The sequence below is a fragment of the Pseudomonas sp. MWU16-30323 genome (genome assembly GCF_020515595.1).
In the GTDB taxonomy this organism is placed as follows: Bacteria; Pseudomonadota; Gammaproteobacteria; order Pseudomonadales; family Pseudomonadaceae; genus Aquipseudomonas; species Aquipseudomonas yamanorum.
In genome coordinates this window covers 293,698-312,638 of the sequence record NZ_JAIWYM010000002.1, presented here as the reverse complement: position 1 = coordinate 312,638, position 18,941 = coordinate 293,698, and the positions used below count along the sequence as shown (strand labels likewise).

General features: G+C 62.2%; 17 protein-coding genes. 14 read left to right on the top strand and 3 right to left on the bottom strand.

Annotated features, from left to right (window positions below; all coding sequences use genetic code 11):
- Window positions 1–48: 48 nt before the first annotated feature.
- Window positions 49–1,563, top strand: a complete 1,515-nt coding sequence (gene ilvA, locus LIY45_RS04375) for a threonine ammonia-lyase, biosynthetic (protein WP_226475484.1) — start codon at window positions 49–51, stop codon at window positions 1,561–1,563.
- Between the two features lie 40 nt (window positions 1,564–1,603).
- On the top strand, window positions 1,604–2,017 hold the full coding sequence (locus LIY45_RS04370) for a DUF2269 family protein (protein ID WP_226475483.1): 414 nt from the start codon (window positions 1,604–1,606) through the stop codon (window positions 2,015–2,017).
- A gap of 110 nt (window positions 2,018–2,127) precedes the next feature.
- Here the strand turns inward: LIY45_RS04370 and LIY45_RS04365 are convergent, their stop codons facing one another.
- On the bottom strand, window positions 2,128–2,784 hold the full coding sequence (locus LIY45_RS04365) for an HAD family hydrolase (RefSeq protein ID WP_226475482.1): 657 nt from the start codon (window positions 2,782–2,784) through the stop codon (window positions 2,128–2,130).
- Between the two features lie 143 nt (window positions 2,785–2,927).
- On the opposite strand from LIY45_RS04365, the gene LIY45_RS04360 reads away from it, so the two are divergent.
- Both LIY45_RS04360 and ptsP read left to right on the top strand, forming a co-directional pair.
- Entirely contained in the window at window positions 2,928–3,407 is a 480-nt protein-coding gene (locus LIY45_RS04360) for an RNA pyrophosphohydrolase (protein ID WP_003176750.1), read from the top strand.
- Window positions 3,408–3,429: 22 nt separating this feature from the next.
- Complete coding sequence (gene ptsP, locus LIY45_RS04355) at window positions 3,430–5,709, top strand: phosphoenolpyruvate--protein phosphotransferase (RefSeq protein WP_003213828.1); 2,280 nt, start codon at window positions 3,430–3,432, stop codon at window positions 5,707–5,709.
- A 99-nt stretch (window positions 5,710–5,808) separates the two neighbouring features.
- Here the strand turns inward: ptsP and LIY45_RS04350 are convergent, their stop codons facing one another.
- A complete protein-coding gene (locus LIY45_RS04350) occupies window positions 5,809–6,555 on the bottom strand; it encodes an NRDE family protein (RefSeq protein ID WP_226475481.1) in 747 nt (248 codons plus the stop codon).
- An 89-nt stretch (window positions 6,556–6,644) separates the two neighbouring features.
- Between LIY45_RS04350 and LIY45_RS04345 the strand changes: the two genes are divergently transcribed.
- The 3 genes from LIY45_RS04345 to LIY45_RS04335 all read left to right on the top strand — a co-directional run bounded on the left by LIY45_RS04345 (window position 6,645) and on the right by LIY45_RS04335 (window position 9,191).
- Window positions 6,645–7,427 carry a sulfite exporter TauE/SafE family protein gene (locus LIY45_RS04345; RefSeq protein WP_017476560.1) on the top strand — a complete coding sequence of 261 codons (783 nt, stop codon included), beginning with the start codon at window positions 6,645–6,647 and terminating at the stop codon, window positions 7,425–7,427.
- A gap of 66 nt (window positions 7,428–7,493) precedes the next feature.
- Window positions 7,494–8,306, top strand: a complete 813-nt coding sequence (gene lgt, locus LIY45_RS04340; RefSeq protein ID WP_226475480.1) for a prolipoprotein diacylglyceryl transferase — start codon at window positions 7,494–7,496, stop codon at window positions 8,304–8,306.
- A gap of 51 nt (window positions 8,307–8,357) precedes the next feature.
- Entirely contained in the window at window positions 8,358–9,191 is an 834-nt protein-coding gene (locus LIY45_RS04335) for a thymidylate synthase (protein ID WP_008438950.1), read from the top strand.
- 125 nt (window positions 9,192–9,316) lie between these two features.
- On the opposite strand, the gene cadR is transcribed toward LIY45_RS04335, so the two are convergent.
- Entirely contained in the window at window positions 9,317–9,766 is a 450-nt protein-coding gene (cadR, locus tag LIY45_RS04330; protein ID WP_017476559.1) for a Cd(II)/Pb(II)-responsive transcriptional regulator, read from the bottom strand.
- Window positions 9,767–9,851: 85 nt separating this feature from the next.
- On the opposite strand from cadR, the gene LIY45_RS04325 reads away from it, so the two are divergent.
- The 7 genes from LIY45_RS04325 (at window position 9,852) to LIY45_RS04295 (ending at window position 18,861) form a co-directional block, all read left to right on the top strand.
- Entirely contained in the window at window positions 9,852–12,122 is a 2,271-nt protein-coding gene (locus LIY45_RS04325) for a heavy metal translocating P-type ATPase (protein ID WP_226475479.1), read from the top strand.
- Between the two features lie 16 nt (window positions 12,123–12,138).
- Window positions 12,139–13,002, top strand: a complete 864-nt coding sequence (locus LIY45_RS04320; protein ID WP_017476557.1) for a LysR family transcriptional regulator — start codon at window positions 12,139–12,141, stop codon at window positions 13,000–13,002.
- A gap of 224 nt (window positions 13,003–13,226) precedes the next feature.
- Window positions 13,227–14,291 carry a putative 2-aminoethylphosphonate ABC transporter ATP-binding protein gene (locus LIY45_RS04315; protein ID WP_026077848.1) on the top strand — a complete coding sequence of 355 codons (1,065 nt, stop codon included), beginning with the start codon at window positions 13,227–13,229 and terminating at the stop codon, window positions 14,289–14,291.
- 1 nt (window position 14,292) lies between these two features.
- Complete coding sequence (locus LIY45_RS04310; protein WP_226475478.1) at window positions 14,293–16,017, top strand: putative 2-aminoethylphosphonate ABC transporter permease subunit; 1,725 nt, start codon at window positions 14,293–14,295, stop codon at window positions 16,015–16,017.
- A gap of 23 nt (window positions 16,018–16,040) precedes the next feature.
- Window positions 16,041–17,057 carry a putative 2-aminoethylphosphonate ABC transporter substrate-binding protein gene (locus tag LIY45_RS04305; protein WP_017476554.1) on the top strand — a complete coding sequence of 339 codons (1,017 nt, stop codon included), beginning with the start codon at window positions 16,041–16,043 and terminating at the stop codon, window positions 17,055–17,057.
- 125 nt (window positions 17,058–17,182) lie between these two features.
- Complete coding sequence (locus LIY45_RS04300; RefSeq protein ID WP_226475477.1) at window positions 17,183–18,307, top strand: TIGR03364 family FAD-dependent oxidoreductase; 1,125 nt, start codon at window positions 17,183–17,185, stop codon at window positions 18,305–18,307.
- Window positions 18,307–18,861, top strand: a complete 555-nt coding sequence (locus LIY45_RS04295; protein WP_226475476.1) for a phosphonate degradation HD-domain oxygenase — start codon at window positions 18,307–18,309, stop codon at window positions 18,859–18,861. Before LIY45_RS04300 ends, LIY45_RS04295 begins: the two co-directional genes overlap by 1 nt.
- Window positions 18,862–18,941: the final 80 nt, after the last annotated feature.

Sequence of the window (18,941 nt, the reverse complement as noted above, 5' to 3'; positions counted from 1 at the left end):
TGGGTTAGACTCCTTGACCCTGCCCAACCCGCCCAGTGATGCTTTCCGATGCTTGAACAGTACGTCAAAAAGATCCTCACCTCGCGCGTTTACGACGTTGCCGTAGAAACCCCGCTGCAGACCGCCCGCCAGCTCTCCGAGCGGCTGGGCAACAAGGTCTGGCTCAAGCGCGAAGACTTGCAGCCGGTGTTCTCGTTCAAGATTCGCGGCGCCTACAACAAGCTGACGCAACTGAGCGCCGAAGAACGGGCGCGCGGTGTGGTCACTGCTTCGGCGGGCAACCACGCCCAGGGCCTGGCCCTGGCGGCCAAGGTGCTGGGGGTCAAGGCCACCATCGTGATGCCCAAGACCACCCCCGAGATCAAGGTCGAAGGCGTGCGCTCCCGTGGCGGCAAAGTGGTGCTGCACGGTGATTCGTTCCCGGAAGCGTTGGCGTATTCGCTGAAGCTGGTCGACGAAAAAGGCTACGTCTACATTCATCCCTACGATGATCCGCACACCATTGCCGGGCAGGGCACCGTGGCAATGGAGATCCTGCGCCAGCACCCGGGGCCGCTGGACGCGATTTTCGTCCCGGTGGGCGGCGGTGGCCTGATCGCGGGTATCGCGGCCTACGTGAAATACCTGCGGCCTGAAATCAAGATCATCGGCGTCGAGCCCGACGACTCCAACTGCCTGCAAGCCGCCATGGCGGCGGGCGAGCGCGTGGTACTGCCGACCGTGGGCCTCTTCGCCGACGGCGTGGCAGTGGCGCAGATCGGCCAGCACACCTTCGACATCTGCAAGGATTACGTGGATGAAGTGATCACCGTCAGCACCGATGAAATCTGCGCGGCGATCAAGGACATCTACGACGACACCCGCTCCATCACTGAACCCGCCGGCGCCCTGGGCGTGGCCGGGATCAAGAAGTACGTGGAGACCCGTGGCATCACCGGGCAAACCCTGGTGGCCATCGATTCCGGGGCCAACGTCAACTTCGACCGCCTGCGCCATGTGGCCGAGCGCGCCGAGCTGGGTGAAGGCCGCGAAGCCATCATCGCCGTGACCATCCCCGAGAAGCCGGGCAGCTTCAAGGCCTTCTGCGAGGCCGTGGGCAAGCGCCAGATCACCGAATTCAACTACCGCTACCACTCTGGCCGCGAGGCGCACATTTTTGTCGGCGTGCAGACCCACCCGGAAAACGACCCGCGCAGCGCACTGATCGCCAGCCTCACCCGCCAGGGTTTCCCGGTGCTGGACCTGACGGAAAACGAACTGGCCAAGCTGCACATCCGCCATATGGTCGGCGGTCATGCGGCGCACGTCAGCGACGAAATGGTGTTCCGCTTCGAATTCCCGGAACGTCCGGGGGCGCTGTTCAACTTCCTCAACAAATTGGGCGGGCGCTGGAACATCTCGATGTTCCACTATCGCAACCACGGCGCTGCCGATGGGCGCGTGGTGGCGGGCCTGCAAGTGCCGGCGGACGAGCGCCACCTGGTGCCGGCGGCGCTGGAAGCCATTGGCTACCCGTACTGGGATGAAAGTGATAACCCGGCCTACCAGCTGTTCCTCGGTTGAGCGACTACGCTGACTGGGCGGCCTTCAAGGAATCGAGAACATGGAAACGCTGACCACTCTTAAAGTTATCCACATCGCGGCCACGGTGTTGCTGCTGCTCAGCGGCCTCGCCCTGGCGGTGCTGGCCTGGCGCAAGCGCAGTGCGGGGCCGGCCTATACGGTGCAGCGGCCGTGGGTGTTTGTGTGGCTGTTGATGGGGATTTGCGTGGTGAGCATGCCGTTCACTGGCTGGTGGCTGGCGCACTTGATCGGCTGGCCGCTGGGGCAAACCTGGATTCTGGGCTCGAGCGTGATCTACACCGTGGCGGCGCTGAGCGGGTTCTGGCTGGTGGCGCGGCTTAATCGACTGCGGTTGGGCGGGGCGGGGAGCGTGAATTTCACGGTGGCGCTGGCGGTGGTGAGCCTGGTGGGGTTTGTGGCGATTGCCGGGTTGATGGGTGCCAAACCCGTCTAGATGATCGTTCCCACGCTCCGCGTGGTAACGCCGCCCGGGACGCTCCGCGTCCCAAGAGCGGACGCAGAGCGTCCAGTGATGCATTCCCACGCAGAGCGTGGGAATGATCTTTAGCTGCGCAGAGTAATCACCGGCCAGCCACGCTTTTCAGCCTCGGCCCGCAGATTCGGATCCGGATCCACCGCCACCGCATGCGTCACCTGCTCCAGCAGCGGCAGGTCATTCATCGAGTCGCTATAGAAATAACTGTCCTCCAGGTTATGCCCGGTTTCTTCCAGCCAACGATTCAAGCGCGTCACCTTGCCCTCGCGAAAGCACGGGATATCCGTACTGCGCCCGGTGTAACGGCCGTTTTCCATCTCGCATTCGGTGGCGATCAGGGTTTCAACCCCCAGCCGCTCGGCAATCGGCGCGGTCACAAAACGGTTGGTCGCGGTGATGATCACCAGCTTGTCGCCCGCCGCCCGGTGCTTGGCCAGCAACTCAAGCGCCTGGGGCAGCATGATCGGCTCGATGCAGTCGCGCATGTAGTCACGGTGCCACTCATCCAACTGGGCCATCTCGGTGCGGCCGAGGATTTCCAGGCAGAAGTTCAGGTACTCGGCGTTATCCAGCGTGCCGGCCAGGTAATCCTGGTAAAACTCATCGTTGCGGGCCTTGTAGGCCACGGCGTCGAGAATTCCGCGTTCACAGAGGTAATCGCCCCAGGCGTGATCGCTGTCACCCCCCAAAAGCGTGTTGTCCAAGTCGAATAAAGCCAGGCGCATTGCAGTTACTCGCTGAAAAGTCTGTAAAAAGGCGTCCAGAATACGGTCTTTTCACAAGAGTGCACATAAGGTAAGCAGCCTCGTTGCCGCTGTATCAATCTTTGTGGAACAATGCGGTGACATGCGTTTGCGAGGTTGTTGCCGTGATCGACCCCGATGGTTTCCGTCCTAATGTCGGGATTATTCTTACGAATGATGCCGGACAGGTGCTATGGGCTCGCCGTATCAACCAAGATGCCTGGCAGTTTCCTCAAGGCGGAATCAACCCCGACGAAACCCCTGAAGACGCCTTGTACCGTGAGTTGAACGAAGAAGTAGGCCTTGAACGTGAAGATGTGCAAATTCTGGCCTGCACTCGAGGCTGGTTGCGCTATCGTTTGCCGCAACGTCTGGTACGTACCCACAGCCAACCGCTGTGCATCGGCCAGAAACAGAAATGGTTTCTCCTGCGCCTGATCTCCAACGAGCAGCGGGTGCGGATGGATTTGACCGGTAAACCGGAGTTCGATGGCTGGCGCTGGGTCAGTTATTGGTATCCGTTGGGCCAGGTGGTGACATTCAAGCGCGAGGTTTATCGTCGCGCTCTTAAAGAGCTTGCCCCGCGCCTTTTAGCGCGCGACTGACGACGGAGTTCGACCCCGAGCCATGCTCAATACGCTGCGCAAGATCGTCCAGGAAGTTAACTCCGCCAAGGATCTCAAGGCGGCGTTGGGGATTATTGTGTTGCGCGTCAAGGAAGCCATGGGCAGCCAGGTCTGCTCGGTTTACCTGCTGGACCCCGAGACCAACCGTTTTGTCCTGATGGCCACCGAGGGCTTGAACAAGCGCTCCATCGGCAAGGTCAGCATGGCGCCCAATGAGGGTCTGGTGGGCCTGGTGGGGACGCGTGAAGAACCCCTGAACCTCGAAAACGCGGCCGATCACCCGCGTTATCGCTACTTTGCCGAAACCGGCGAAGAGCGCTATGCCTCGTTCCTCGGTGCACCGATCATTCACCACCGCCGCGTTGTCGGCGTGTTGGTCATCCAGCAGAAAGAACGCCGCCAGTTCGACGAAGGTGAAGAAGCCTTCCTCGTGACCATGAGCGCGCAGCTCGCCGGGGTTATCGCCCACGCCGAGGCCACCGGTTCGATTCGCGGCCTGGGACGCCAGGGCAAGGGCATCCAGGAAGCCAAGTTCGTCGGCGTACCGGGTTCGCCGGGCGCTGCCGTCGGTACCGCGGTGGTCATGCTGCCGCCGGCCGACCTGGACGTGGTGCCGGACAAGACCGTCACCGACATCGACGCTGAAATTATCCTGTTCAAGACCGCCCTCGAAGGCGTACGCAATGACATGCGCACCCTGTCGACCAAGCTGGCCACCCAGCTGCGGCCTGAAGAGCGGGCGCTGTTCGACGTGTACCTGATGATGCTCGACGACGCGTCCCTGGGCAGCGAAGTCAAGGACGTGATCAAGACCGGCCAGTGGGCCCAGGGCGCACTGCGCCAGGTGGTCACCGATCACGTCAACCGTTTCGAACTGATGGACGATGCCTACCTGCGCGAGCGCGCCTCGGACGTGAAAGACCTCGGTCGCCGTCTGCTGGCCTACCTCCAGGAAGAGCGCTCGACCACCCTGGTGTACCCCGACAACACCATCCTGATCAGTGAAGAACTGACCGCCACCATGCTCGGCGAAGTGCCGGAAGGCAAACTGGTGGGCCTGGTCTCGGTATTGGGTTCGGGTAACTCCCACGTCGCGATCCTGGCCCGGGCCATGGGCATCCCGACGGTGATGGGCCTGGTGGACCTGCCGTATTCCAAGGTCGACGGCATCGAAATGATCGTCGACGGCTACCACGGCGAGGTCTACACCAACCCCAGCGAAGTGCTGCGCAAGCAATACGCCGAGGTGGTGGAAGAAGAACGCCAACTGTCCCAGGGCCTCGACGCCCTGCGGGAACTGCCGTGCGTGACCCTCGACGGCCACCGTGTACCGCTGCTGGTCAACACTGGCCTGCTGGCGGACGTGGCACGCGCACAACAGCGCGGCGCTGAAGGTGTTGGGCTGTACCGCACCGAAGTGCCGTTCATGATCAACCAACGTTTTCCGAGTGAGAAGGAGCAGCTGGCGATTTATCGCGAGCAACTGTCCGCCTTCCATCCGTTACCTGTGACCATGCGCAGCCTGGACATTGGCGGCGACAAGTCACTGTCATATTTCCCCATCAAGGAAGACAACCCCTTCCTTGGCTGGCGCGGTATTCGCGTTACCCTCGACCATCCTGAAATCTTTCTCGTCCAGACCCGCGCCATGCTCAAGGCCAGCGAAGGCCTGAACAACCTGCGCATCCTGCTCCCGATGATTTCCGGCACCCACGAGCTGGAAGAGGCGCTGCACTTGATCCACCGGGCCTGGGGCGAAGTGCGCGACGAAGGCGCCGACGTGCCGATGCCGCCGATTGGCGTGATGATCGAGATTCCGGCGGCGGTGTACCAGGCCAAGGAGCTGGCGCGGCAGGTGGACTTCCTGTCGGTGGGCTCCAACGACCTGACCCAGTACCTGCTGGCCGTGGACCGCAACAACCCACGGGTGGCCGACCTCTACGACTACCTGCACCCGGCGGTGCTGCAAGCCCTGCAGAACGTGGTGCGCGACGCCCATGCCGAAGGCAAGCAAGTGAGTATCTGCGGTGAGATGGCCGGTGACCCGGCAGCGGCCGTGCTGTTGATGGCGATGGGCTTTGACAGCCTGTCGATGAACGCCACCAACTTGCCGAAGGTGAAATGGATGCTGCGCCAGATCAACCTGAGCCGGGCCAAGGAACTGCTGGCGGAGTTGATGACCATCGACAACCCGCAAGTTATCCACAGCTCGCTGCAACTGGCGCTGAAGAACCTTGGGTTGGCGCGGATGATCAATCCGGCGTCTGCAAAAAGCCTCTAAACCGAGGCGCCTTCATCGCAGGCAAGCCAGCTCCCACATTTGGAATGCATTTCCCTGTGGAAGCCGGGCTTGCCCGCGAGGAGGTCAGTCCAGTCACTGCTAAATTTTCAGTTCCACCTCGCCCAGCCTGCCGCCATGGGGCCCGAAACTGCGCTCCACGATATGCCGTGTCCCGTCGGCATTCACAATCAGCGCCGTGCTCGCCCGCGTCCCGTAACTGGGGCTGGCAATAAACACGCTCGACAACAGACTCTCCGTCGCCAGTCCCACGCCGGTGTCCGGCAAGTCGGCAAACGGCGCGGTCTGCGGGTCGCTCAAGATCCCCAGCAGAGCCTCCGGCTGCGGATCCGTCAGCACTTGCGCCAGTGCTGCCTTCGCCTTAAGCAACTTCGGCCACGGCGTATCCAGTCCCGCATTGGATAACCCGTAAACCCCTGTTTCCAGGCGCGTTGGCGCAGACTCCTTGGCGTTGTAATGCCAAAGCTCGTCCCGTGTGCCGACCAACAGGTTAAACCCGGCATATTCAATGGATCTGCCATTAACGTCGGCCAAATAGTCGTCAATCGACAGCGAACTGCTGAGAAAACGCGCTACTAGCTCGCCCCGCGACTTGCGGGCCGGCGGCTGGTGCGGGTCACGAATATTGGTCAGCGCCGCAAAGCGCCCCTCTGCGCCAACTCCCAGCCAGGTCCCGCCGGCTTCCTGGTCGCGCCCGGCGTAAACATGGGGCGCATCCAGCCACTGGGCCAACGGCAGGCTGGGCCGGGCATAAAATTCATCACGGTTGGCCGCGACGATCAGCGGCTGGGCGTGGCCCGGCCGCCAGGCAAAAACAATCAGGCACATAAGGCAATCCCTTTGTGTTTTGCCCACTCTACCCATAGAACCCTGTGCTTTGCATCCGTTAACATGCCGGTCTGTTTTCGGGGGCTCCCATGGAATTTCTGCTGTATTTGCTGCTGGGTTCCTGTGCGGGCATGCTCGCCGGGCTGTTCGGCGTGGGCGGCGGCATCATTATTGTGCCGGTGCTGGTGTTCAGTTTCACCTTGCAGGGCTTCGATCCCTCGGTGTTGACCCACCTCGCTGTCGGCACGTCCCTGGCGTCTATTATCTTCACGTCGGTGAATGCGGTGCGTGAGCATCACCGCCGGGGCGCCGTGCGCTGGCCGATCTTTGTGTGGATGGCCGTGGGCATCCTGCTGGGCGCAGGCGTTGGCGCGCTGACTGCTGAAGCGATTTCCGGGCCGCACTTGCAGAAGATCATCGGTGTGTTCGCCCTGGTGATTGCCCTGCAGATGACCCTGGAGCTCAAGCCCAAGGCCAGCCGTCAGGTGCCGGGCAAGCTCGGCCTGACCCTGGCGGGCGGCGTGATCGGCTGGTCGTCGGCGATTTTCGGCACCGGTGGCGGTTCGTTGACCGTGCCGTTCCTGACCTGGCGCAGCGTGCCGATGCAGCAGGCAGTGGCCACCTCGTCGGCTTGCGGCTTGCCGATCGCCCTGGCCAGTGCGTTAAGTTTCATGATTCTGGGCTGGCATGATCCGCTGCTGCCCGAGCATAGTCTCGGCTTTGTGTACTTGCCGGCGTTGCTGGGCATTGCCCTGACCAGCATGGTGGCGGCCCGCTTTGGCGCGCGCCTGGCGCATCGGTTGTCGCCGCGCTTGCTCAAGCGGTTGTTCGCCGGGCTGCTGTTTTGCGTAGGGCTGAATTTTTTGCTGTAACGCAGGCTTAATCGCGCACCGGCATGGTCCGATGCGCCATGACTATTGATTTAACGAGGAGTCGCAATGCTGCCTTACCCGCAGATCAACCCGGTGGCCGTGGCCATCGGTCCGCTGCAAATCCACTGGTACGGGTTGATGTACCTGATCGGCATCGGCGGTGCCTGGCTGCTGGCTTCCCGGCGCCTGAACCGTTTCGACCCGACCTGGACCAAGGAGAAGCTCTCCGACATGGTGTTCTGGATGTCGATGGGGGTCATCGTCGGCGGACGCCTGGGGTATGTGCTGTTCTACGACCTGCCCGCCTACATCGCCAACCCGACGCTGATCTTCGAGGTGTGGAAGGGCGGCATGGCGTTCCACGGCGGGTTTGTAGGCGTGATGATCGCGGCTTGGTGGTTTGGCCGGCGTAACGGCAAGTCGTTCTTCCAACTGATGGACTTCGTCGCGCCGTTTGTGCCGATTGGCCTGGGCGCCGGGCGTATCGGTAACTTCATCAATGCCGAATTGTGGGGCAAGCCGACTGACGTGCCGTGGGCCATGGTGTTCCCGCCGTTCAGCGACCCGGCGCAATTGCCGCGTCACCCGTCGCAGCTGTACCAGTTCGCCCTGGAAGGTGTGGCGCTGTTCCTGATCCTCTATATCTTCTCGCGCAAGCCACGCCCGACCATGGCTGTGTCGGGGATGTTCGCGCTGTTCTACGGGATCTTCCGCTTTATCGTCGAGTTCGTGCGCGTGCCGGATGCGCAGCTGGGCTACCTGGCGTGGGGCTGGTTGACCATGGGTCAGATTCTCAGCCTGCCGATGATCATCGCCGGCCTGGGCCTGCTGTGGTGGGCTTACAATCGCCCCCAAGGCATCAAGAACGCCGCGCTTTAAATTCGAACGCCGGGGCCCGAGGGTCCCGGCTTCAACGATACAGGTATACACATGAAGCAATATCTCGAACTACTGAACGATGTCGTGACCAATGGCCTGACCAAGGGCGACCGCACCGGCACCGGCACCAAGGCCGTGTTTGCCCGTCAGTTTCGGCATAGCTTGGCCGACGGCTTCCCGCTGCTGACCACCAAGAAGCTTCACTTCAAAAGCATCGCCAACGAATTGATCTGGATGTTGAGTGGCAACACCAACATCAAGTGGCTGAACGAGAATGGCGTAAAAATCTGGGACGAATGGGCCACCGAAGACGGCGACCTGGGCCCGGTGTACGGCGAGCAGTGGACCGCCTGGCCAACCAAGGACGGCGGCAAGATCAACCAGATCGACTACATGGTCGAGACCCTGAAGACCAACCCCAACAGCCGCCGCATCCTGTTCCACGGCTGGAACGTCGAGTACCTGCCGGACGAGACCAAGAGCCCGCAGCAAAACGCCCGGGACGGCAAGCAGGCACTGCCGCCTTGCCACTTGTTGTACCAGGCCTTTGTGCATGACGGTCATCTGTCGATGCAGTTGTACATCCGCAGCTCCGATGTATTCCTCGGCCTGCCGTACAACACTGCGGCCCTGGCGCTGCTGACCCATATGCTGGCCCAACAGTGCGACCTGATCCCTCACGAGATCATCGTTACCACGGGCGATACCCACGCCTACAGCAACCATATGGAACAGATCCAGACCCAGCTGGCGCGCACGCCGAAGAAACTGCCGGAACTGGTGATCAAGCGCAAACCCGCGTCGATCTACGATTACAAATTCGAAGACTTTGAAATCGTAGGCTATGACGCTGATCCGAGCATCAAGGCCGACGTGGCTATCTAAAAGCGATCTCGGTCCAAATGTGGGAGCGGGCTTGCTCGCGAATACGGTGTATCAGAAACACATTCAGTGGCTGACACTCCGCTTTCGCGAGCAAGCCCGCTCCCACATTTGTTTTGTGTACACATTCAATGCCCGTGGCTTCTGCCCACATGTGAGGGCTCTGCCTCGCTGGCCGCGACACTCCCGCTGACTTCCAGCCGCTGCAAAATCCCGCACTGATCCAGATCCGGCCCGCCGCCGCAGCGTTGGCGCAGGTCGAGCAACTGTTCCTGCAACGCCAGCAGCCCGTCGATCCGCGCCTTGACGTGGTGGATGTGCTCGTCGATCAACGCATTCACGCTTTCACACTGGTCCTGAGGACTGTCCCGCAGGCCCAGTAGGCTGCGAATTTCCTCAAGGGTCATGTCCAGACTGCGGCAGTTGCGGATAAACACCAACCGTTCGGTGTGCGCCTGGGTGTACAGGCGGTAGTTTCCGTCGCTGCGCGCGGGCGGCGGTAGCAGGCCTTCCTTCTCGTAATAACGGATGGTTTCCACCTGGCAATCCGTCAATTTTGCCAATTCGCCGATCTTCATCGCAGCAATCTCCAAAAGGGTGCTTGACCCTATAGTGGCTACAGGGTCTTTACTTGGCAACAGGCACCTTTACGGACGCGACAGAATGAGCGACTCCCTCCACACCCCGCACAAGCACGACCATGATCATGACCACGCGCATGATCACGGCCCGAAGCTCAAACCTGTGCAGAAGCACGACCATGGCAGCCATGGCGATTCCTGCTGTTCCAGCAAGGCCGCGCCGGCGCTGGTGAAGCTGACGGACGCCCCCACGGCGGGCTCGCGGCTGAGCACTTTCCGCATCGAAGCCATGGACTGCCCCACCGAGCAGACGCTGATCCAGAACAAACTGGGCAAGCTCGCGGGTGTGCAGCAACTGGAATTCAACCTGATCAACCGCATCCTCGGCGTGACTCACGACTTGCCGACGACCGCGCCGATCATCGACGCCATCAAGTCCCTGGGCATGCAGGCGGATCCCATCGAGGAAGGCGTTGCCCCGGCGGAACCGCCGGCGAAGAAGCACTGGTGGCCGCTGGCCGTGTCCGGTGTGGGCGCGTTGGGTGCCGAAGTGCTGCACTTCACCAACGCAGCCCCGACGTGGGTGATCGCCCTGGTCGCGCTGATCTCGATCTTCAGCGGCGGCCTCACCACCTACAAAAAGGGCTGGATTGCCCTGAAGAACCTCAACCTGAACATCAACGCCCTGATGAGCATCGCCGTCACCGGCGCGATCCTGATCGGCCAGTGGCCGGAAGCCGCGATGGTGATGTTCCTGTTCACCGTGGCCGAGTTGATCGAAGCCAAGTCTCTGGACCGTGCACGTAACGCCATCAGCGGCCTGATGCAGATGACGCCGGAACAGGCCACGGTCCGTCAAGCGGACGGCAGTTGGGTTGAACAGGACGTTAAAGTTATCGAATTGGGCTCTATCGTGCGGGTTCGTCCCGGCGAGCGCATTGGCCTGGACGGTGAAGTCACCTCCGGCCAGTCCACTATCGATCAGGCGCCGATCACGGGTGAAAGCCTGCCGATTGAAAAGACCGTGGGCGACAAAGTCTTCGCCGGCACTATCAACCAGGCCGGCTCCCTGGAATACACAGTCACCGCCGCCGCCAACAACTCCACCCTGGCGCGGATCATCCACGCCGTGGAACAGGCCCAGGGCGCCCGCGCGCCCACCCAGCGTTTTGTGGACACCTTCGCCAAGGTCTACACCCCGGCGGTGTTCATCTTTGCCCTGGGTGTGGCGTTGATCCCGCCGCTGTTCATGGGCGGTGTGTGGTTTGAATGGGTTTACCGCGCGCTGGTGCTGCTGGTGGTCGCGTGCCCATGCGCACTGGTGATTTCCACCCCGGTGACCATCGTCAGCGGCCTGGCCGCCGCAGCGCGCAAAGGCATCCTGATCAAGGGCGGCGTGTACCTGGAGGGCGGTTACAAGCTCGACTACCTGGCCCTCGACAAGACCGGCACCATCACCCACGGCAAACCGGTGCAAACCGATTACCTGGCGCTGTTCCCGAACATGGAAGACAGCGCGCCGGCCCTGGCCGCGAGCCTGGCCGGGCGTTCCGATCACCCGGTGTCCCTGGCCATCGCCAACGCGGCTGTGGATAAGCATCTCACCGTTCACACGGTGGATAACTTCGAGGCCCTGACCGGGCGCGGTGTGAAGGGCGAGATAAACGGAGAGGTCTACTACCTGGGCAACCACCGCCTGGTGGAAGAGCTGAACCTTTGCTCGCCGGCCTTGGAGAAGAAGCTCTTCGCCCTGGAAAAACAAGGCAAGTCGGTGGTCCTGTTGCTGGACAAGTCCGGCCCGCTGGCGCTGTTCGCCGTGGCCGACACCGTGAAAGACACCAGCCGCGAAGCCATCCAGCAGCTGCATGACCTGGGCATCAAGACCCTGATGCTCACCGGCGACAACTCCCACACCGCCAAGGCGATTGCTGATCAGGTCGGCATCGACCAGGCCCAGGGCGATCTGTTGCCTACCGACAAGCTGCAAGCCATCGAAGCGCTCTACGCCAAGGGCCACCGGGTGGGCATGGTCGGCGACGGTATCAACGACGCCCCGGCCCTGGCCCGATCCGAGATCGGGTTTGCCATGGCGGCGGCCGGTACCGACACCGCCATCGAGACCGCCGACGTGGCCCTGATGGATGATGACCTGCGCAAGATTCCGGCATTCATTCGGCTGTCGCGGCAAACGTCGAGTATCCTCAAGCAGAACATCGCCCTGGCGCTGGTGATCAAGGCGATCTTTCTCGCGGTGACCTTCCTTGGAATGGCCACCATGTGGATGGCGGTGTTCGCCGACATGGGCGTGAGCCTGCTGGTGGTATTCAATGGTCTGCGCCTGTTGCGCAAATAGTCGATGAGAGGGTGGTGTGCTGAGTGCCGAGCTGAAGGCGTTTTACATGGTCGCCCGCCTGGGCAGTATTACCCAGGCGGCGAAAAAGCTCGGGCTGAGCCAGCCCACGGTGACCACCCAGATTCGTCACCTGGAAAGCCAGTATTCGGTGGAGTTGTTCTACCGAGGCGGGCGCCGCCTGACCGTCAGCGACGAAGGCGCGCGGCTGTTGCCGATGGTCAAGGCGCTGTTGCAGCAGGAAGCGGACATCGAGTTTTTTCTGCGCAACAGTGGCCAGGTACAAGGGGCGTTGAGGATTGCCGCGACGGCACCTTATTACATCCTCGACCTGGTCAAAACCTTCCGCGAGCGGCTGCCACAGGTCGAGGTCTCGGTGGAAATCGGCAACTCCCAACAGGTGCTGGAAGCGCTGGATGACTACCGTGTCGACGTCGCCGCCTCGTCCCAACTGCTTGAAGACCCGCGCCTGATTCGCCGGGTGCTGGGTATGGACCCGCTGGTGCTGGCGGTGCATCGCAATCATCCGCTGGCAGTGCTTGATCATGTACCGCTGACTGCGCTGGCCGGGCATACCTTGCTGATGCGCGAACCGGGCTCCACCACCCGACGGCTGACCGAAGAGATGTTGCAGGGCGCCGGCGTGAGTTACGGACCGCTGCTGGAGATCGGCAGCCGGGAATCGATCCGTGAGGCGGTGTTGCGCAATATCGGCATCAGCATCATTGCCCGCCAGGAAGTGCCCCACGACCCGCAACTGCGTGTGCTGACCATCGAGAATGCGCCGCAGATTCCCGAGTATTTGTACTGCCTGAAAGAACGAAAGGGCGCGCGGTTGCCGGCGGCTTTCCTGGGGTTGGCGCAGGAAATGTCTCCTCTCTGATCGTTCCCACGCTCTGCGTGGGAATGCCGGCCTGGACGCTCCGCGTCCGCTCTTAAGGTCGTGACGCGGAGCGTCACAGGATGTATTCCCACGCAGAGCGTAGGAACAATCAGTTGGCCAACCCAAATCCACCAATACCACTATCGCCACGTTTTGCCTTTCTGCCACAAGAGGGACGCATTGCCTGCCTAGGATGACCTTCATCAGTTTGATGAGGTGCCTCCATGAACACAGCCATGACCAATCCCGGCGCGCCAATGAAGGTGCGTGGTGTACAGAAACGCTTCGGCGCCTTCACCGCGCTGGATAACGTGTCCCTGGACGTCGCCGCCGGCGAACTGGTGTGCCTGCTGGGCCCGTCGGGCTGCGGCAAGACCACCTTGCTGCGCTGCATCGCCGGGCTGGAACGCCAGGACAGTGGCGAGTTGTACCTCGGCGACCGTGACGTTTCCCTGCTGGCACCCCAGGCCCGGGACTACGGCATTCTGTTCCAGTCCTACGCGCTGTTTCCCAATCTCACCGTCGAAGCGAACATCGGCTACGGCCTCACCGGCAGTGGCCGCGATGAAGTGCGCAAGCGTGTCGGGCAGATGCTGGAACTTGTAGGCCTGGTGGGCAGCGAAAAGAAATTCCCCGGTCAACTCTCCGGCGGTCAACAGCAGCGTGTGGCCCTGGCCCGCGCCCTGGCGCCGGCGCCGTCCTTGTTGCTGCTGGACGAACCCATGTCCGCCCTCGACGCCCGAGTACGCGAGCATCTGTGCACCGAGCTGCGCCAACTGCAGCGCCGCCTGGGCATCACCACCCTGATGGTCACCCACAATCAGGACGAGGCCATGCTGATGGCCGACCGCATCGCTGTGATGAACAACGGCAAGGTCGAGCAGTACGCCACGCCCCAGGAAATCTACGACCGCCCGGCCACGCCGTTCGTGGCCGAGTTCGTCGGCCAGGGCAACTGGCTGCCGTTCAGCCGCAACAGCGCCAGCCACGCCCAGGTTGGCGGTATGAATATGCGCCTGGCGGACAACGCAGGCGTTGCGAAATCGGGCCGTCTGTTCTGCCGCCCGGAAGCCATCAACGTCAACCCGCCGGTGCATGAAGAAAACCTGTTCCCGGCCAAGGTCCGCGAGATCACCTTCCTCGGCAACCGCTGCCGCATGAGCTTTGAGCTGGACCAACTGCCCGGCCATCCGCTGCTCGCCGAACTGGCCCCGGAAGCCATGCCGCGCCTCGGCGCCCAGGACATCTGGGTCGCGCTGCCCCCGCGCAGCCTGCAGGTGTTTGCCTGAGATGGCCCGCGATATGACTCTGCCGATACCCGATAACGTGGCTCGTCAGGTTTCCCGTGCCGAAGTCGGCGACCGTATTTTTGTTATCGGCGGCAAGCTGCTCTGGCTATGCTTACTGGGCGTCGCGGTACTGCTGCCGCTGCTGGCAATCTTCTGGCGCGGCTTCAGCAGTGAGGCCGGGCAGGGTGGTGGCCTGGTGGCGGCGCGAGAACTGGTCACCAGCGATAACTTCCACTGGTTGCTGGGTAACAGCCTGAAGGTTTCCGGCAGCGTGGCGGCCATCGTCGTACCGTTGGCCTACCTGTTTGCCTACGCCCTGCAGCGCACGTTGATTCCGGGCAAGGCGATCTGGCGTGGCATGTCGCTGCTGCCGTTGATGGCGCCGTCGATGCTGCCCGGGATTGCGCTGGTCTACCTGTTCGGTAACCAGGGCATGCTGCGCGGGCTGCTGTCGGACAACATCTATGGCTTCTGGGGCATCGTCCTCGGCGAAGTGATCTACACCTTTCCCCATGCCTTGATGATCCTGCTGTCAGCGCTTTCCCTTGCGGACGCACGCTTGTTCGATGCCGCATCGAGCATGGGCGCGAGTCCCGCCCGGGCGTTTCGCAGCATCACCTGGCCGGCGACCCGCCAGGCTGTGTTTGCCGCGTTTTGCCTGGTGTTCACCCTGACCATCACTGACTTCGGCGTGCCCGTGGTAGTCGGTGGCGACTACCAAGTGCTGGCGCTGGAAGCCTACAAAGCCGTGGTCGGCCAGCAGCAATTTGGCCGCGGTGCGTTGATCGGCATGGTCCTGCTGCTGCCGGCGCTGTTCAGCTTCGGCGTCGACGCCTGGCTGCGCCGCCGTCATGGCGACTCCATGAGCGGCCGCGCCCAAGTGTTCCAGCCGGCGCCGTCGAAACGGCGGGATGGCTGCTACCTGGCCATCGTCCTGCTGATCTGCGCGATCCTGTTGCTGGTGTTCGGCATGGCGGTCTACTCGTCGCTGGTGAAGTTCTGGCCCTACAACCTGTCGCTGTCCCTGGCCCACTACCAGTTCGAAGACACGGCTGGCGGCGGTTGGCTGGCCTACCGCAACAGCATCACCATGGCCCTGTGCACCGCATTGATCGGCAGCGTGCTGATCTTCACCGGCGCCTACCTGATGGAAAAGACCAAGGGCCAGAAGGGTCTGAACCTGGCGTTGCGGATGCTCAGCTTCGTGCCGATGGCGGTGCCAGGGTTGGTGTTGGGCCTGGGCTACGTGTTCTTTTTCAACCTCAACGGCAACCCGCTGCATGTGCTCTACGGCACCATGACGCTGCTGGTGGTGTGCACCATTGCTCACTATTTGACCACCGCACAAATGACCGCCACCACGGCCCTGCGCCAGTTGGACGCCGAGTTCGAAGCCGCCGCGTTGTCCCTCAAGGCGCCGCTGTACCGGCATTACCTGCGGGTCACCGTGCCGATCTGCCTGCCGGCGCTGCTGGACATCGTGCGCTACCTGTTCGTCTCGGCGATGACCACCGTTTCCGCCGCGATCTTCCTCTACAGCCCCGACACCATCCTTGCCGCCGTCGCCGTGTTGAACATGGACGACGCCGGCAACGTCGGCGGCGCGGCGGCCATGTCGACCCTGATTCTGTTCACCTCGGCGGGCGTGTCCTTGCTGCTGGCGTGGGCCTCACGCGGCTTGTTGCGCCGCTCCCAGGCCTGGCGCCAAACCGCGCCCGGCCAATAAATCATCCATAAAGGAACTGCACCATGTTCAAGCCCCTGGCATTAGCCGCTGCTGTGCTCACTGCGTTCAGCCTGAATGCCTTTGCCGCCAAGACCGAGTTGACCGTGTACACGGCCCTCGAAGCCGAGCAATTGAAGACCTACAAACAGGCCTTCGAAAAGGCTAACCCGGACATCGATATCAAATGGGTGCGAGACTCCACCGGCATCATCACCGCCAAGCTGCTGGCCGAAAAAGCCCGCCCGCAGGCTGACGTGGTCTGGGGCCTGGCCGCTTCCAGCCTGGCGATCCTCGACCAGCAGGGCATGCTGCAAAACTACGCACCCAAGGACCTGGGCAAGATCGGCGCGAACTACCGCGACGCCGCCAACCCACCGGCCTGGGTCGGCATGGACGTGTGGGCTGCGACCATCTGCTTCAACACCGTCGAAGCCGAAAAGCAGGGCCTGAGCAAGCCGGTGAGCTGGCAAGACCTGACCAAGCCTGAGTACAAAGGCAAGATCGTCATGCCCAACCCGGCCTCGTCCGGCACCGGTTTCCTGGATGTGAGCGCCTGGCTGCAGACCTTCGGCGAGAAGCAGGGTTGGCAGTACATGGACGACCTGCACCAGAACATCGGCCAGTACGTTCACTCCGGTTCCAAGCCGTGCAAGCTGGCGGCGTCGGGTGAATTCCCGATCGGTATCTCGTTTGAATACCCGGCTGTTCAACTGAAGCGCCAGGGCGCACCGCTGGACATCATTCTGCCGAAAGAAGGCCTGGGCTGGGACATCGAAGCCACCGCCGTGATCAAGGGCACCGCCCACGCGGACGCGGCACAGAAGCTCGCCGACTTCTCCGCCAGCCCGGCGGCAATGGAGCTGTACAAGGAAAACTTCGCGGTACTGGCCCAGCCGGGTATTGCCAAGCCGCAGACCGAATTGCCGGCTGACTACGAGCAGCGGCTGATCAAGAACGACTTCGCCTGGGCCTCGAAAAACCGCGACAGCATCCTGACCGAGTGGCGCAAGCGCTATGACGGCAAGTCGGAAAAACAATAACCACCGATCGTTCCCACGCTTTGCGTGGGAACGCGGCTCTGGACGCTCTGCGTCCGCTTTTGTAGTCGTGACGCGGAGCGTCACAGGATGCATTCCCACGCAGAGCGTGGGAACGAGAGGTCTTCATGACACAACTGCTGATCATCGGCGCCGGCATCCTCGGCCTGTCCCATGCCTACGCGGCCGCCAAACGCGGCCTCAAGGTCAAGGTCTTCGAGCGCAGCGCCACGCCACTGGGCGCTTCCGTGCGCAACTTCGGCCAGGCCCTGGTCACCGGCCAACCGCCCGGGAAGATGCTCGACCTGGCACGGGAAAGCCGCGAGATCTGGGGCCAGTGGGCACAGCTCGCCGGTATCCAGCTCAAACGCAACGGCTCCTATCTGTTCGCCCGTACTGAAGCCGAAGAGCACTTGCTTGAAGCCTTCTGCGCCGGGCGCGCCCAGGAGCACGGTTATCGCGTCGAGTTGCTGCAAGGCGCCGCCCTGCACGAGCTGTACGGCGGCCAGTTCGCCCATCACCGCGCCGCGCTTCACGGGCTTGACGATCAACAACTGTATTCCCGCGAGGCTATCCCGGCGCTGATCGACTACCTGAGCCGCGAACTGAACGTGGAGTTTCATTTCTCCACCCTGGTGCGCGACATCGAGCCCGGCCAGGTGCACACCACCGCCGGCTCCTTTCGCGGCGAGCAGATCATTGTCTGCTCCGGTCACGACTACCAGACGCTGCTGGCCGAGCAGATCGCCGAACTCCACCCGCAAATCTGCCGCCTGCAAATGCTGCGCGCCCGGCCAGCGGTGGCGTTGAACCTGCAACACGCGCTGCTGACCGGCCTCAGTTGCGTCCACTACGGTGCCTTCGCCGATTTGCCGGAAGCCGCGCCGGTGCAGGCCGACATCCTGCGGGATGTACCGCATCTGCACGAAAACGGCATCCATCTGCTGATCAGCCCAACGCCTTACGGTGAACTGATCATCGGTGATTCCCACCATTACGGCAGCGATCCATCACCGTTCAACGCCGAACAGGTGGACACCTGGATGATCGAACTGGCCGAACATACCCTGGGCTGCAAGATCCAGGTCGTGGAGCGCTGGCAGGGCGTCTATGGTTCCCGTGGGCCGGGGCCGTTCTCGTTCCTGCGGGCGGCGCCGGGAGTGAGTGCGGCGTTGATGCACACCGGCGTGGGCATGAGCATCGGGCCGGCGATGGCCGAGCGCAATATCACAGAGCTATGGGGGAACCCGTGATGAAAGCAGAGCAGGTGATCGCCGAAGTCTTCGGCCTTTACGAACAGCACGGCACCGCTGACTACATTGGTGAGCCGGTCTCGCAGATCGAGCACATGTCCCAGGCTGCGCAGTTGGCGATGGCTGAGGGCTTTGATGATGAAGTGGTATTGGCGGCGTTCTTCCATGATATCGGGCACATCTGCGGTCAAGGTGGCGAGAACATGGGGGGTTATGGCGTGGTCAGCCATGAACGGCTGGGGGCTGATTATCTGCGCCAGGCGGGCTTCAGCGAGCGCATGGCAAAACTGGTGGAATACCACGTGCAAGCCAAGCGTTACCTGACCTTCAGCCAGCCGGACTACTACGCACGCCTGAGCGAAGCCAGCCGTCGTACCTTGGGTTACCAGGGCGGCGTGATGACTGCCGAGGAAGCCTGGGCGTTCGAGCAGGATCCGCTGTGCGCCGTGAGCCTGCGCATGCGTCACTGGGATGAACAGGCCAAGGAAATGCATGTGCCGGTGTTGGACCTGCAGATACTCAAGGCAAAAGCGCTGCTGCTACTGACTACGTAGATAGGCCTTACGTGAAACGCAGACTCGCCGCCTAGAGTCGTTGCTTCTCCCGTCAGTAAAGTGCCTGCTTCTTTGATCTA

Bases quoted from the DNA above. Each gene is read 5' to 3' on its own strand.
- LIY45_RS04315 (WP_026077848.1), top strand. From the start codon at position 13,227: ATGAACACAGCCATGACCAATCCCGGCGCGCCAATGAAGGTGCGTGGT.
- LIY45_RS04370 (WP_226475483.1), top strand. From the start codon at position 1,604: ATGGAAACGCTGACCACTCTTAAAGTTATCCACATCGCGGCCACGGTG.
- LIY45_RS04295 (WP_226475476.1), top strand. From the start codon at position 18,307: ATGAAAGCAGAGCAGGTGATCGCCGAAGTCTTCGGCCTTTACGAACAG.
- LIY45_RS04300 (WP_226475477.1), top strand. From the start codon at position 17,183: ATGACACAACTGCTGATCATCGGCGCCGGCATCCTCGGCCTGTCCCAT.
- LIY45_RS04350 (WP_226475481.1), bottom strand. From the start codon at position 6,555: ATGTGCCTGATTGTTTTTGCCTGGCGGCCGGGCCACGCCCAGCCGCTG.
- LIY45_RS04335 (WP_008438950.1), top strand. From the start codon at position 8,358: ATGAAGCAATATCTCGAACTACTGAACGATGTCGTGACCAATGGCCTG.
- cadR (WP_017476559.1), bottom strand. From the start codon at position 9,766: ATGAAGATCGGCGAATTGGCAAAATTGACGGATTGCCAGGTGGAAACC.
- LIY45_RS04310 (WP_226475478.1), top strand. From the start codon at position 14,293: ATGGCCCGCGATATGACTCTGCCGATACCCGATAACGTGGCTCGTCAG.
- LIY45_RS04345 (WP_017476560.1), top strand. From the start codon at position 6,645: ATGGAATTTCTGCTGTATTTGCTGCTGGGTTCCTGTGCGGGCATGCTC.
- lgt (WP_226475480.1), top strand. From the start codon at position 7,494: ATGCTGCCTTACCCGCAGATCAACCCGGTGGCCGTGGCCATCGGTCCG.
- ptsP (WP_003213828.1), top strand. From the start codon at position 3,430: ATGCTCAATACGCTGCGCAAGATCGTCCAGGAAGTTAACTCCGCCAAG.
- LIY45_RS04325 (WP_226475479.1), top strand. From the start codon at position 9,852: ATGAGCGACTCCCTCCACACCCCGCACAAGCACGACCATGATCATGAC.
- LIY45_RS04365 (WP_226475482.1), bottom strand. From the start codon at position 2,784: ATGCGCCTGGCTTTATTCGACTTGGACAACACGCTTTTGGGGGGTGAC.
- ilvA (WP_226475484.1), top strand. From the start codon at position 49: ATGCTTGAACAGTACGTCAAAAAGATCCTCACCTCGCGCGTTTACGAC.
- LIY45_RS04305 (WP_017476554.1), top strand. From the start codon at position 16,041: ATGTTCAAGCCCCTGGCATTAGCCGCTGCTGTGCTCACTGCGTTCAGC.